At 61.1% G+C, this 13060-nt stretch carries 15 protein-coding genes, 1 tRNA gene and 1 riboswitch; of the genes, 10 read left to right on the forward strand and 6 right to left on the reverse strand.

What is annotated here, in order from left to right:
* Positions 1 to 79: 79 nt before the first annotated feature.
* Positions 80 to 1738 (reverse strand): lysine--tRNA ligase, encoded by a 1659-nt coding sequence (locus tag ON753_RS14960; RefSeq protein WP_265963424.1) that lies wholly within the window; start codon positions 1736 to 1738, stop codon positions 80 to 82.
* Between the two features lie 244 nt (positions 1739 to 1982).
* Between ON753_RS14960 and ON753_RS14965 the strand changes: the two genes are divergently transcribed.
* From ON753_RS14965 to ON753_RS14975, 3 genes are all read left to right on the forward strand, one after another.
* The gene (locus tag ON753_RS14965) at positions 1983 to 2396 is read left to right on the forward strand and encodes a tellurite resistance TerB family protein (protein ID WP_265963425.1); all 414 of its coding nucleotides are present in this window, start codon (positions 1983 to 1985) and stop codon (positions 2394 to 2396) included.
* A 210-nt stretch (positions 2397 to 2606) separates the two neighbouring features.
* A complete protein-coding gene (locus tag ON753_RS14970) occupies positions 2607 to 2978 on the forward strand; it encodes a hypothetical protein (RefSeq protein ID WP_265963426.1) in 372 nt (123 codons plus the stop codon).
* 26 nt (positions 2979 to 3004) lie between these two features.
* Positions 3005 to 3601 (forward strand): hypothetical protein, encoded by a 597-nt coding sequence (locus tag ON753_RS14975; protein ID WP_265963427.1) that lies wholly within the window; start codon positions 3005 to 3007, stop codon positions 3599 to 3601.
* 109 nt (positions 3602 to 3710) lie between these two features.
* Here ON753_RS14975 and apaG read toward each other — a convergent pair whose 3' ends face one another.
* On the reverse strand, positions 3711 to 4112 hold the full coding sequence (gene apaG, locus ON753_RS14980; RefSeq protein WP_265963428.1) for a Co2+/Mg2+ efflux protein ApaG: 402 nt from the start codon (positions 4110 to 4112) through the stop codon (positions 3711 to 3713).
* Positions 4113 to 4307: 195 nt separating this feature from the next.
* Here apaG and ON753_RS14985 point away from each other — a divergent pair, with 195 nt between their 5' ends.
* Entirely contained in the window at positions 4308 to 4919 is a 612-nt protein-coding gene (locus ON753_RS14985) for a CDP-alcohol phosphatidyltransferase family protein (protein WP_265963429.1), read from the forward strand.
* Positions 4920 to 5046: 127 nt separating this feature from the next.
* Here the strand turns inward: ON753_RS14985 and ON753_RS14990 are convergent, their stop codons facing one another.
* A complete protein-coding gene (locus tag ON753_RS14990; RefSeq protein WP_265963430.1) occupies positions 5047 to 6240 on the reverse strand; it encodes an O-succinylhomoserine sulfhydrylase in 1194 nt (397 codons plus the stop codon).
* 43 nt (positions 6241 to 6283) lie between these two features.
* Positions 6284 to 6363, reverse strand: a riboswitch (SAM riboswitch).
* 120 nt (positions 6364 to 6483) lie between these two features.
* Between ON753_RS14990 and ON753_RS14995 the strand changes: the two genes are divergently transcribed.
* Together ON753_RS14995 and ON753_RS15000 are read left to right on the forward strand one after the other, a co-directional pair.
* Entirely contained in the window at positions 6484 to 7635 is a 1152-nt protein-coding gene (locus ON753_RS14995) for a 2'-deoxycytidine 5'-triphosphate deaminase (RefSeq protein WP_265963431.1), read from the forward strand.
* Between the two features lie 48 nt (positions 7636 to 7683).
* Complete coding sequence (locus ON753_RS15000; protein WP_265963432.1) at positions 7684 to 8232, forward strand: IMPACT family protein; 549 nt, start codon at positions 7684 to 7686, stop codon at positions 8230 to 8232.
* 33 nt (positions 8233 to 8265) lie between these two features.
* Here the strand turns inward: ON753_RS15000 and ON753_RS15005 are convergent, their stop codons facing one another.
* The gene (locus ON753_RS15005; protein ID WP_265963433.1) at positions 8266 to 9066 is read right to left on the reverse strand and encodes an ion transporter; all 801 of its coding nucleotides are present in this window, start codon (positions 9064 to 9066) and stop codon (positions 8266 to 8268) included.
* Between the two features lie 158 nt (positions 9067 to 9224).
* Between ON753_RS15005 and ON753_RS15010 the strand changes: the two genes are divergently transcribed.
* Positions 9225 to 9298: transfer RNA gene (locus ON753_RS15010), tRNA-Gly, on the forward strand.
* A gap of 45 nt (positions 9299 to 9343) precedes the next feature.
* On the opposite strand, the gene ON753_RS15015 is transcribed toward ON753_RS15010, so the two are convergent.
* Positions 9344 to 9547, reverse strand: coding sequence for a DUF1127 domain-containing protein (locus ON753_RS15015; protein ID WP_265963434.1), 204 nt, complete (start codon positions 9545 to 9547; stop codon positions 9344 to 9346).
* A gap of 158 nt (positions 9548 to 9705) precedes the next feature.
* Between ON753_RS15015 and ON753_RS15020 the strand changes: the two genes are divergently transcribed.
* The 3 genes from ON753_RS15020 (at position 9706) to ON753_RS15030 (ending at position 11983) form a co-directional block, all read left to right on the forward strand.
* On the forward strand, positions 9706 to 10155 hold the full coding sequence (locus tag ON753_RS15020) for an Lrp/AsnC family transcriptional regulator (protein ID WP_265963435.1): 450 nt from the start codon (positions 9706 to 9708) through the stop codon (positions 10153 to 10155).
* 211 nt (positions 10156 to 10366) lie between these two features.
* Complete coding sequence (locus ON753_RS15025) at positions 10367 to 11248, forward strand: transporter substrate-binding domain-containing protein (protein ID WP_265963436.1); 882 nt, start codon at positions 10367 to 10369, stop codon at positions 11246 to 11248.
* Positions 11249 to 11335: 87 nt separating this feature from the next.
* Entirely contained in the window at positions 11336 to 11983 is a 648-nt protein-coding gene (locus tag ON753_RS15030) for an alpha/beta family hydrolase (protein WP_265963437.1), read from the forward strand.
* A gap of 81 nt (positions 11984 to 12064) precedes the next feature.
* On the opposite strand, the gene ON753_RS15035 is transcribed toward ON753_RS15030, so the two are convergent.
* Positions 12065 to 13051, reverse strand: a complete 987-nt coding sequence (locus tag ON753_RS15035) for an Hsp33 family molecular chaperone (RefSeq protein ID WP_265963438.1) — start codon at positions 13049 to 13051, stop codon at positions 12065 to 12067.
* Positions 13052 to 13060: the final 9 nt, after the last annotated feature.

A 13060-nucleotide genomic window follows, 5' to 3' on the forward strand; every position in this document is an offset into this window, starting at 1 on the left:
AAATTGCGGGCGCATGATCGCCGGTTCGGCTTGCCCTTATGGAACTAGGCAGAGCTCATCGCTCCGCCTCTCCATTTCCTCAGGCCGTCAATTCCCCGGCGAGCGCCTTGCGGATCAGCTCGCGGGTTTCCGCTATGCCGTAGAGCGCCACGAAGGACCCGAAGCGCGGGCCCTTTTCCTGGCCGAGCAGCAACTGGTAGAGCGCCGAGAACCAGGCAACGGAAACGCCCGGTCCGCCGTCCGGGCCCTTCTTGCTCGGGTCCTGATAGCGCTCGACCGCACGGCCGACATCCAGGACCGCGTCCTGGATCGTCGCTCCGTCCGCATCGGACGGCAGTTCGGCCAGTTTCCGGTCCAGTCGTTCGAGGGCCTCCCGCTCGACATCGTCCGGCGTCTTGAAGGATTTGGCCGGTTTGACGAAGTCGTCGAAATAGCGGATCGCATAGCCGACCAGCGCATCCAGTTCCGGATGGCTGTGGGCCGTCACGCCCGGCGCATAGCGCGAGATGAACGCCCACAGCACGCCCTTGTTCTCCGCATTGGAAGCCGAGACGAGGTTGAGCAGCATGGAAAACGGCACCGGCATGTCCATCTTCGGAATGCTTCCGGAGTGAATGTGCCAGACCGGGTTCTGCAGCTTCTGCTCCACCGTCATCTCTTCGTATTTCTGGACAAAGGTGTAGTACTCGTCCACCGCCTTCGGGATGACGTCGAAATACAGCCTCTTTGCCGTCTTGGGCTTCTGGTAATTGTACAGCGCAAGGCTTTCGGGCGCCGCGTAGGTCAGCCACTCGTCGATGGTCAGCCCGTTGCCCTTGGACTTGGAGATCTTTTCTCCCTTTTCGTCCAGGAACAGCTCGTAGACGTAGTGTTCCGGCGCGGTGCCGCCCAGGATGTTGCAGATCTTGTCGTAGATCGGCGCATTGGTCTGGTGGTCCTTGCCGAACATTTCGAAATCGACGTCCAGGGCCGCCCAGCGCATGCCGAAATCCGGCTTCCACTGCAGCTTCACCCGGCCGCCCGTCACGGAAACCGTGATGTCGTCGCCCGTCTCGTCTTCGAAGGTGATCGTGCCGTCCTTCGGGTTCACGTCCTTCATCGGCACGTAAAGCACGCGGCCCGAGGTCGGCGAAATCGGCAGGAAAGGACTATAGGTTGCCTGACGCTCTTCTCCGAGCGTCGGCAGCATGACGTCCATGATCTGCTGGTATTTCTCGGTCGCCCGGATCAGCACCTCGTCGAACTTGCCGGACCTGTAATAGTCGGTCGCGCTGGCGAACTCGTAGTCGAAGCCGAACGTGTCCAGGAACCCGCGCAGCATGGCATTGTTATGCGCGGCAAAGCTGTCGAAATCGCCGCCGAACGGGTTCGGCACGGAGCTGAGCGGCATCTGCAGGTAAGGTTCCATCGCGGCCCGGTCCGGCACGCTTTCCGGGATCTTGCGCATGCCGTCCAGATCGTCGGAGAAGCACAGCAGGCGGGTCGGGATCTTGTCTTCGGTCAGAAGACGGAAGGCCGTGCGCACCATCGTCGTGCGCAGGACTTCCCCGAAGGTGCCGATATGGGGCAGGCCGGAGGGGCCGTAACCGGTTTCGAAGATGACCGTTTTGCTTGGATCCCGTTTCTCGATCCGTTTGACCAGCTTACGCGCTTCTTCGAACGGCCAGGCTTTCGATTTCCGGGCCGCCTCGACAAACTCTTGCGACAGGTCAAGCGGAGGCAGGGATTGGTCGGTCATTTTCGTATCGTTCTGTTGTTTTGAATGGAAACAGCCCCATTCCGGCAGGTATCATGTGTGCGATGGCCGGATGCTGCAGCGCGACACTAGATCAACCTGCCCTGATGTGCAATCACGGGAAGAGGCAAGTTGGTTGCAATGGGATGACTTGAAGCTTTCCCTGCAACCCGTTACATCGGGCACACCACAGGTCTCGGAATGACCTGGCCCTCAATGCGGCGCCACCGGAGAATGAATAGTGTCTATGAATGAACCAATCAGTGTGCAGGAAGCCCTCATCTACGTGATGGTCATCGTCTCGGCGTCGGACAACTCGATGACCGACAACGAACTGGCCACGATCGGTGACATGATCAAGATGCTGCCCGTATTCCTGGACTACGACAACAACAAGATCATTCCGGCGGCCCAGCGCTGCGGCGACATCCTGCAGGAGGACAACGGCCTCTCCCTGGTTCTGGAGCTGGTGGGCGATGTCCTGCCGGCGAAGCTCTACGACACGGCCTATGCGCTTGCGGTCGAAGTCGCGGCGGCAGACCTGGAAGTCCATCAGGAAGAACTGCGCGTCCTGCAGCTGCTGCGCGACCGGTTCCGGCTCGACAAGCTGACCGTCGCCGCCATCGAACGCGGCGCGATTGCGCGTCACCGGACGGTTTGAGGCCGACGGCTGTTAACCCAGGAATGAATGCAGAGCTGAGTACGTTTCTCGATCAGGTTGCACCATTTGATTGAGAAACGTACGACCGCAGCCGGCATATCAGTTGCGCGCTCAAGACAATTTCAATTATAGACTGTACTTCAGGTTTGTCCTGTGCACCGCATTGCCCCAGGGTGAGGCGCACCAGCTTGGGAAAATGTGGAGGGGTCTGTGTCAATTTCCGGCGAGCGCGAACCAGCGCAACCTCAGCAGAAGACAAAAAAGCCGCCGCTCAATCGCAGCGACCGAATTCACTATGCTGTCAACGGATTTCTGGTCGCTTTTATGACGGCAGCCGTGCTGAAGTTTGCAAACTTCTACTATGAAGCAGCAAAAGAAGTCGGCGGCGATTTCTACGTCTGGATCGTCGTGGCGGCTGTCGCCGCGTTAGCGACCGGGCTTGTCGTATTGCTGTTCTTGATCTTCACAATTCTTACGTTTCCTCGCCGCAACAGAAGTCTCTGGGCCGCCTTGGGGGTTGTGCTTGGCAGTGGAGTCGGGAGCCTGGTAATGACGTTTTTGATACAGAGCGGCATCCTGTAGTCGCCTGGTTCGACTCGGAGGCTTGTATGAAGAAGCAAAGAGCACTCGCCAGGCCGCTACCGGTTTTGATGTATGGGTGCGTATACATATTGATCAGTGTAACGGCCGCGTTTCCCGACACACCGAGCGTGAGTGACCACTCCAACGCGGCTACCGCAGATGTCGTTATCGAGAAAAACCATGAAGCAATTGCGTCGCGGCTATTCGAAAGCCTCCGCGCGGACAGCTCCTATTACCCCCCGTTGCCTGGCGGACACGACGTTCTCAACCTCTCCAGCCATTCCTACTATTTCGAAGAAGAATATCCAGGTTTCTGCGGTATCGGCAGCAAACGAAAGAGAAGAAACTTTCTGCATAATGCCAATGTGACCAGATTTTCCAAAGGCGGGTTTTTGAGATATGTAGAGAGGCAATGCAATTCTCGAATATACTACCTCAAGGAAGCAGATCTGATATATATTGTTCATCACGCTTCGAGAAGTCCTTCCAAGCGCGATAAATTTTCCGAAGACTTGTTATATGACCAAATTAACGGCCCGTTTGAAAGCGAGAAATTTGTCAGCCTCGTGAACGAGCTTGCGCTAAGGATTTCAAGGTCGCGACAAGGCGGCAGCCCTAAATAGAGCTTCTTGCCAAGCAAATGACCCGCCGCAGGCAGATTTAGCGAGTTAGAGTATTTCGCTCCTCGCGGCCTGAGCTCCCGCTTTCAAAGCGTGGATTTGGCGAGGGTCATCAATTCAGGCTATGGATGGCGTCCGGCAGGTCCAGCGAGAAGGCCGGAATGGTCACGTCGAACTGGGTGCCGTCCGGGCGTTCCATGGAATAGGACCCCGCCATGATGCCGGATTCGGTCGTAAGCGGGCAATGCGAGGAGTATTCGTAGGTCTCGCCGGGGTCGATCACCGGCTGTTCTCCGACCACGCCGTCACCGCGCACTTCCGACTGCCGCCCCATGGCGTCTGTAATCTGCCAATGCCGCGTTTTCAGTTGCACCGGCTCGGTGCCGCCGTTGTGGATTTCGACCATATAGGCCCAGATGAACTCGCGCTCTTCCGGCTTCGATTCATCGTCCAGATAGAACGGTTCAACCGAAACTTCGATCCCTTCGGTAGTGGCGCTGTAACTGCCAGACACGATAATTCCCTTTGGTTTAAGACCAGGGCCCGGAGCCGGGGGCGCGATGGCTCTTGGAGCCCTCGACGATCCAGTCCCTCAAATATGCAGGGGCTTATAGGGCGAATGACGTAGGCTTGAAAGGGACTTGATTGTGATTTCCGCCGGGATTCTGCATGAACTGTGCTGAAAATTCCCAGAACAGGTGCTTGTTTAATGTTCGATGCCCGCCTGCGTCCCCTGATGGACCCTCCCTTGAACCGCATGGGGCAGATGCTTGCCGGGTTCGGGATCACAGCCAACGGCATGACACTGGCCGGCTTTGCCTTTGGCGTGGCAGCGATGGCTGCAATCGTCATGGGCGCCACGCTCGCCGGCTTCGTCCTGATCGCCCTCAACCGGCTGGCCGACGGTCTCGACGGTGCCATCGCCAGGGCGACGCGCAAGACCAACCTTGGCGGATATCTGGATATTACCCTCGACTTCTTCTTTTACGGCGCCATCCCGCTTGCCTTCGCCATTCTGGACCCGGACGCCAACGCCCTGCCCGCGGCGGCCCTCCTGTTCAGCTTCTATGCCAACGGTTCCGCCTTCCTGGCGTTTGCCGTCATGGCGGAGAGGACCGGCCTTCGCACCGACGCGCAAGGCGCCAAGTCGCTCTACTATCTGGGCGGTCTTGCGGAAGGCGCGGAGACCGTCGCGGTCTTTCTGCTGATGGCGCTAATACCCGGGTTGTTTCCCGTACTGGCCTGGGGGTTTGCAATTATCTGCCTGGTATCCGCGGGCGCCCGGGTGATGATCGGGGTAAGGGCCCTGCGCGGCACCTGAAAATGCTCTGATGGTTCGCTGCAGCCTCGGTCTGAGCCAGTCCCGGCTGACGCTGCACCTGGCCGACGGGAGAAAACCACATTCCTCCCGAAGGCGAGCCCGGTCGCTCGGACCGGGCCTTTTCCCGCTAGATTGCGCTCAGCGCCTTCTCCACGTCTTCCAGCAGATCCAGCGGATCTTCCAGGCCGACGGACAGGCGCAGGATGCCGTCGGAAATGTCGAGCTCCGCGCGGGCCTCTTCGCCGATGGACTGGTGCGTCGTGGTCGCCGGATGGGTGATCAGGCTCTTCGCGTCGCCCAGATTGTTGGAAATCTGGATGAGCTCCAGCGCATTGGTGAAGCGGAAGGCCGCTTCCTTGCCGCCTTCGATTTCGATCGCCAGCATGGTCGATCCGCCGCTCATCTGGCGTTTTGCGACATCCGCCTGCGGATGGTCGTCCCGGCCGGGATAGATCAGGCGCCTGATCTTGGGCCGGCCCGCCAGGAAATCGGCGATCTTGCCGGCGCTCTCCGTCTGGCGGCCAACGCGCAGCGGCAGGGTTTCGAGGCCCTTCAGCAGCACCCAGGCGCTGAACGGGCTCATATGCGGGCCGGTGTGCTTGACGAAGGGCATCACCTCCTCGGTGATCCATTCCTCGTCGGACAGGACGACGCCGCCGAGGCAGCGGCCCTGGCCGTCGATATGCTTGGTCGCGGAATAGACCACCACATCGGCGCCGAGCTTCAGCGGCGACTGATAAAGCGGCGTTGCAAAGACGTTATCGACGATCAGGCGCGCCCCGGCGGTCTTGGCGATGTCGGCAACGGCGGCAATGTCGATGACTTCCAGCGTCGGGTTGGTCGGGCTTTCAAGGAACAGCGCCTTGGTGTTCGGCCGCACGGCGGCCTTCCATTCATTGATATCCGTGCCGTTCACCAGCGTGCTCTCCACACCGAAGCGCGGCAGAAGCGTTTCGCAAATGTAGCGGCAGGAGCCGAACAGAGCCTTGGCGGCGATCACATGGTCGCCGGCCCTGACGGAGGCCATCAGGGCGAGGTTCACGGCCGCCATGCCGCTGGCGGTGCCCCTTGCGGCTTCCGCCCCTTCCAGGGCCTTGATGCGGTCTTCGAACATGGAGACGGTGGGATTTGCGTAGCGGGAATAGACATATCCCGGATTTTCGCCATTGAACCGGGCTTCGGCGGCTTCCGCATCGCTGTAGACAAACCCCTGTGTCAGATACAGGGCTTCCGACGTCTCGCCAAACTGCGAGCGCATCGTTCCTCCGTGAACCAGATTGGTTGCCGCGCGCCAGTTCCTGTTTCCGGTGTTCTCAGTCATGTTTCATTCCGCTCCAAACGCAAAAACCCCAGCCTGAAGACCGGGGTTCGCACCTCCGGCCTTTTTAGCAACTTGTTTAACGTGGCTGCAAGCCGGCCGGCCCAAATCACCACGAAGTGCTTTTCTCCTAAGGGAAAACCTGCAGCGGGTCAATCTCCTTCCGACAAAGGTGCCGGTTTCCTGTTGGCGCGCGCGGCCGCATCCGTTAAGGACGTAGGGCAAATGAACGTATGGAAAGCTTAAATGAACGTGACAGCGGGTCAGGTCTTGAACGGAAGCGCATCTCTTTCAGCAAACGGTATTTTGCCCGAACGCATCATTCACGCCATGTTCGCCGCCGGCGAGATTGCAGCGGACGAAGCGCCGGTCAGCGGTCAGGTTCAGCCGGCCAGCCTCGACCTGCGTCTCGGCAAGGTTGCCTATCGCGTGCGCGCCAGCTTTCTGCCGGGCCCCCATATCAGGGTGGCCGACCGTCTGGAGCAGTTGAAGCTCCACACCGTGGATCTGGCCAGCGGCGCCGTTCTGGAAACGGGTTGCGTCTACATCGTGCCCTTGCAGGAAAGCCTTGCGCTTGCCGCCGATATTTCCGCAACCGCCAATCCGAAGAGTTCGACGGGGCGGCTGGACGTGTTCACCCGGGTGATCACCGACAACGGGCTGGCCTTCGACACGGTTCCCGCAGGCTATAGCGGCCCGCTCTATGCGGAGATCTCGCCCCTCACCTTCCCGATCCTGGTGCGTACGGGCTCCCGCCTCAGCCAGATCCGCTTCCGCCGCGGCCAGTCGCTTATTCCCGATGTGGAGCTTGAACAGGTCCACAAGGATCACACGCTGATGAGCGGCGGCAATCAGCGGATCGGCGGCGGGGTGCAGCTTTCCATCGACCTGGAAGGCGATGGTCCGGGCAAACTCATCGGCTACCGCGCAAAACAGCATTCCGGCCTGATCGACGTCGACGTGGTCGGCGCGCAGGATCCGCTGGACTTCTGGGAACCGATCTACCGGCGGCAGACGGCGGAGCTGATCCTCGATCCGGATGCATTCTATATCCTCGTCAGCCAGGAAGCGGTGCATGTGCCGCCGGCCTACGCGGCCGAGATGGTGCCCTTCGATCCGCTGGTCGGCGAATTCCGCGTTCATTATGCCGGGTTCTTCGATCCGGGCTTCGGCCATGCGAGCGCCGGCGGCATCGGCTCACGGGCGGTGCTGGAGGTGCGCTCGCACGATGTGCCGTTCATCGTCGAACACGGCCAGACCATCGGGCGTCTCGTCTATGAGCACATGGCGGAGCGGCCGGAACGGCTCTACGGCGAAGGCATCGGGTCCAACTACCAGGGCCAGGCCCTGAAGCTCTCCAAGCATTTCAGGTCCCCGGATCATACTGCGTCCGGATGAACGCGGTTTGTCCCAGCGCTGAATGCAGTCGGTCCAACCTGAGGCGACATGGCCCTGAAGACGATCACGCGTGAATTCGAGGGTTTTCTGGAAGACCGGAAGTCCCGCTTTCTGGCTTATCTCGTTCCCATGGACCGGTTCGAGCAGCGCCTGGAAGAGCTGCGGAAAGAGCACAAGAAAGCCGCCCATATTGTCACCGCCCACCGGCGGCTCCTCGATGACGACCGGATCGAGGAAAGCGGCAAGGATGACGGCGAACCGGCAGGCACCTCCGGCATGCCGACCCTGCGCGTGCTGCAGGGCGCGGATCTCATCAACTGCGCGGTCCTGATCGTGCGCTATTTCGGCGGAACCAAGCTCGGCGGCGGCGGTCTTGCCCGGGCCTATTCGGGGGCGGCGCAGGATGCAATCAACAATGCGGACCTCGTGGCGTTCCGGAAGATCCTCACCAGGAAGGTCAGCGCCGATTTCGCCGCTAGCTCGGACCTGGAAAGGCGCGTTGAAACCCTTGGCCTCACCGTGCTCGCGCGCGATTTCACCGAAGACGGCGTCACGCTGACCCTCGAGGGACCGGAAGAGGCTCTTTGCGAGCTTTAAATCCGCCAGGGCGCCTGCTGAACTCTGGTCCGGCTAGACCCTTTCCTGCCCCACCTGGCTCCTGAGCTGCCTCAGTTCCGCCCTCAGCGCCTTCACTTCCTCCAGGATCAGCCCGGTATCGTCATGGATCGCCTGCCGGTTGGCATCCGCCTCGGCATCATGCTCTTCCTGCATGGCCGAGACGATGATGCCGATGAAGAGGTTCAGGACCGTGAAGGCCGTGCACAGGATGAAGGGCACGAAGAACAACCAGGACAGCGGAAACTTTTCCATAACGGGCCGGACGATGCCCATGGACCAGCTTTCAAGGGTCATGATCTGGAACAACGTGTAGAGCGACTTTGGCAGATCGCCGAACCAGTCGGGAAACGCCGCGCCATAGAGCTTGGTCGCCATCACGGCGAACACGTAGAAGACCAGCGCCATCAGCACCACGATCGACCCCATGCCCGGCAGGGCGGAAATGAGGCCGCCGATGACCCGGCGCAACGACGGCACTACGGAGATGAGGCGCAGCACGCGGAGAATGCGCAGCGAACGCAGCACGGTGAAGGCACCGCTCGCCGGCATCAGCGAGATCGCCACGATCGCAAAATCAAAATTGCTCCAAGGGTCCTTGAAGAACTTCGGACCATGGGCGTAAAGCCGCAGCCCCAGTTCCACGACGAAAATGCCGAGGATCAGGCTGTCGAGAAACTTCAGGAATTCGCCCATCTGCGCCATGACCGACGGGCTCGTTTCCAGGCCCAGCGTCACCGCGTTCAGAACGATGATACCGATGATCCAGAATTCCCAATTACGTGAGGCGACCAGCGCCCTGATCCGATTTCGCATATATCTGCCCTGGAACTTGACCAACCTGTGGTCCGCGCACGTGCGCCGGCCAGAACATGGCGATTCCTTCGTTGCAGTGCAAGATGCCGCCGAAGGGGAAAAGATCGGCGGCCTGCTTGACAGCAACGGCAACTCAGCGCAGAAATCTCCAGCTCGAAGCGGGTGTAGCTCAATGGTAGAGCAGAAGCTTCCCAAGCTTAAGACGGGGGTTCGATTCCCCTCACCCGCTCCAGAAACTCCCCAATCTCACAAGCTCCCGCTCCCGAATTCACCGGCCTCAGCGAAGCGTTTCGCCGATACGGTCCGGTTTGCGCACATCGGCTCGCGTGAGGCCGATGTCGTCGAGGAGATAGTCAGGCAGATCCGACAGGATTCGTGCGTCCCGCCGGATGCGCGTGCGGCGCAACAGATACTTGAAGCAGCGCCGGAAGAGGCCCAGGCGATGGGGCCGGTTCAGGACACCAACGGGATAATCAGTCATCTCACTTGCTCCATTCAAGGTTCGATGCAGCAAGTTTACGCGGCGCTGTCGCGCAAAATGCGCGATCTTCAGGCGACTGTGCGACAATTTCGCAAAGATTCCTGATTTCGTGATAAACTTTCGCGAATCGGGTTAAAGGCGGTACCGGAGGCGCCGATTTGGAACATCTTGACGATTTCGACCATCAGCTCCTCGACCTTCTGAGCAAGGACAGCCGCCAGACGGGAAAGCAGCTTTCGGAGAAGATCGGCCTTTCCCCGGCCGCCTGCCTGCGCCGGGTGCAAAGGCTGCGGGAGACCGGTGCCATTGAAAGGGAGGTCGCAGTCATTTCGCCAAAGGTGACCGGCGGCTCGGTTACCCTTCTGGTGATGCTCACGCTGGTGCGGGGAAAGCCGGACCGGGCCGCCCTGCTGAGGCGCAACTTTCTGAAACGGCCGGAAGTGAAAAAGATCTATCACGTCACCGGCGAGGCCGACCTGGTGCTGACGGTGCAATGCGCCTCGATGGAAGCCTATGCCGCCTTCACCGAAGCGCATTTCTATGCCGACGAAATCAAGGGGTTCGACACGATCGTCGTTCTGCGGTCCTACGATCCGGAGCCGGATTGAGCCCGCGCCCGACGGACGCTCCGATCTCCCGCAGGCGCTCGAGCCGGCGAACATCCAGCGACGCCGGCCAAAAGGCGCCCGCAGCCGCAAAACAGTGGGCCCGAAGACATTCCGGGCTGACAAGGCTGCCGGGGACGGGATATTCTGGCCAGCAGTTCACCGGATGCCGGAAGCCGGCAGGCCGCCTTCAAGACCGTTTCAGGATCGCCGCGTGATCATTGGACTTCCCTTTTCCCGAAAAGCCGGTTCCCGCGCCAGGCGCTCGATCGTCTGTGCGCTGGTCGCGCTGTCATGTCTCGCCGGGCTGCCCGTTCAGGCCCAGTCTCAGCAGACCCGCGTGCACGTACCGAATTTCTGGGATCCGAAGGCCGTTCATGACCGGCCCGCCTCGATCCCGGACAAGATCCAGTTCCTGGCAACGGATAACTATCCACCCTTCGTCTTCCGGGATCCGCAAGGGCGGCTCACCGGCTTCAACGTCGATCTCGCGCGTGCGCTGTGCCAGGAACTCGACAGCTCCTGCGCGCTCCGGATCAAGGACTTCGAAGTCCTTCTGCCCGCCCTCGACGAGGAAGAAGGCGACGCGATCATTTCCGGTCTGTCCCGCAGCCTGCCGTCCACGCGGCGCCTCAACTTCACGGACGACTATCTGAAGCTTCCCGCGCGCTTTGTCGTGCCCGCCGACAAGGCCGACACGTTCGACGAACAGGAACTCGCCGGCAAGACGATCGCCGTTGAAACCGGCTCGCGCTACGAAGCTTTCGCGCAAGAGTTCTGGCTCGATGCGACCATTCTCGGCCTGGAAAGCGAAACCGAGGGACGCATGGCGGTGAAGAATGGCGACGCCGACGCTTATTTCGGCGACGGCCTCAGCCTTTCCTTCTGGTTGCCGAGCGAGTCCGCCGGCGGATGTTGCGCGTTCGCAGGCGGCCCCTGGCTCGAGCCCGGCTACTTCGACGAGGGCATGGCCATTGCCACAAGGCCAAACGATCCCGAGCGGGCCGCGGCGTTGAACTACGCCCTCCGGCAGCTGCACGAAAAAGGGATTTTCCGCGAACTCTATCTGCGCTATTTCCCGCTCAGTTTTTATTGATTTCCGGCGGATCGAGCCGCTGTCCCGTCGACAATCCCGTCATCATGTCCCGGCATCCTCTCTGCCGCAGTTCCGGATCACACCATCATGAGCGCCTTTCTCTGGACACGCCCCGACACCGGCCCCTCGGCAACGCTTCTTCTCGCCCACGGGGCCGGAGCGCCGATGGATGCGGCCTTCATGAACAAGCTCTCGGAGGCCCTGGCCGCCGAAGGAATTGCCGTTGCGCGGTTCGAATTCGCCTATATGGCCGGGCGGCGCTCCGGCGGTTCGAAGAAGCCGCCGCCGCGCGCCGACAAGCTGGTCGCGGAGTTCCAGACCGCTCTCCAGACGCTGATGAAAGAAGCTCAAGGGCCGCTAATTGTCGGGGGAAAGTCCATGGGCGGACGCGTCGCCGCCATGCTCGCAGGCGGGGGCTCTCTCCCCGGCCGCGTCGCCGGTGTCTGCTGTTTCGGCTATCCGTTCCATCCGAGCGGCACTCCGGAGGCCGAATGGCGGCTGGCTCCCCTGGAGGACGCCAGGCGGCCGGTGCTGATCCTGCAGGGCGACCGGGACCCGTTTGGCACCCGGGCCGAGATCGACGGGATCACCCTGCCGGACAACATCGCCGTCACCTATCTGGAAGACGGCAACCACGATTTCGGCCCACGCGGCAAGTCCCCCGCCACGCTCGACGGCAATATCCGCGAGGCCGCGGCGGCGGTGAAGGGCTTTGTCGGAGAGATTGTGAAATAGGAGTGGCGAACGCAGAGCGTTTCCTGAGCCGATCGGCTGCATCAACAGCCCGGACCGTTTCCGGTCCGGGCTGTTCGCGGATCAGTGGCCGCGCTTGTTGTCGAACTCGTAATGCGTGTTACAGAACTCGCACGTCACGACGATCCTGCCGTCGACGGTCATGTCGTCCATTTCCTGCGTGCTGAAGTTGGAGAGGACCTCTTCGATCTTCTCCCGCGAACAGCGGCACTTGTCGGCCAGCGGCTGTGGCTCGTAGAGGCGCACGCCCCGTTCGTGGAACAGGCGGAACAACAGCATTTCGACGCTGACTTCCGGATCCGTGAGTTCGACGTCCTTCACGGTCTCGACCAGCAACTTGGCCTCGACCCAGGCGTCGTCCTCCTCGATCTCGTGCGACATCGTGCCTTCGGGGGCATCGCCCGGGTCGATATCGGCCTGGCGCATGCGGTCCGGAGCCTCAGGGAGGAACTGGACCAGAATACCGCCCGCAGTCCAGCTCCTGGTGAGCGCCGCGCCTTCAGGACGCGAGAACAGTTCGCCGACGCTCAGCCGCACTTCGGTCGGGATCTGTTCGGAGCGCTCGAAATAACGCCGCGCGACCTCCTCAAGGGATATGCCGTCGAGTTCCACGAGCCCCTGGTAGCGCTGCATGTGCTTGCCCTGGTCGATGGTCATGGCAAGGTGGCCATTCCCGAGCAGCGCTTCCTGGGAGGCCTTGCCGGCCTTCATCAGCGCCGCGACCCGATCGGCGTCAAAAGTCGCGCAGGCCCGGATCGCATCCGGGGATGCGAAATCCACGACCAGCATGGACACCGGTCCCTCGGTCTGCGTCTGCAGCGTAAAGCGGCCCTCGAATTTCAGCGAGGTGCCGAGCAGACTGGTCAGAACGATCGCCTCGGCCAGAAGACGGGAGACCGGTTCGGGATAATCGTGCCGGTCTAGGATGCTCTCCAGCACCGGACCGAGCGCAACGGCCCGTCCGCGGACGTCCAGTCCTTCCACGGCGAAGGGCCGGACGGCGTCCAGCCCTGCGGGCCTTATGCCCAGGTCATCGAGATTTAGTGCCAATTGGCTCTG

The organism is Roseibium salinum, from assembly GCF_026240905.1.
Lineage (GTDB): Bacteria > Pseudomonadota > Alphaproteobacteria > Rhizobiales > Stappiaceae > Roseibium > Roseibium salinum.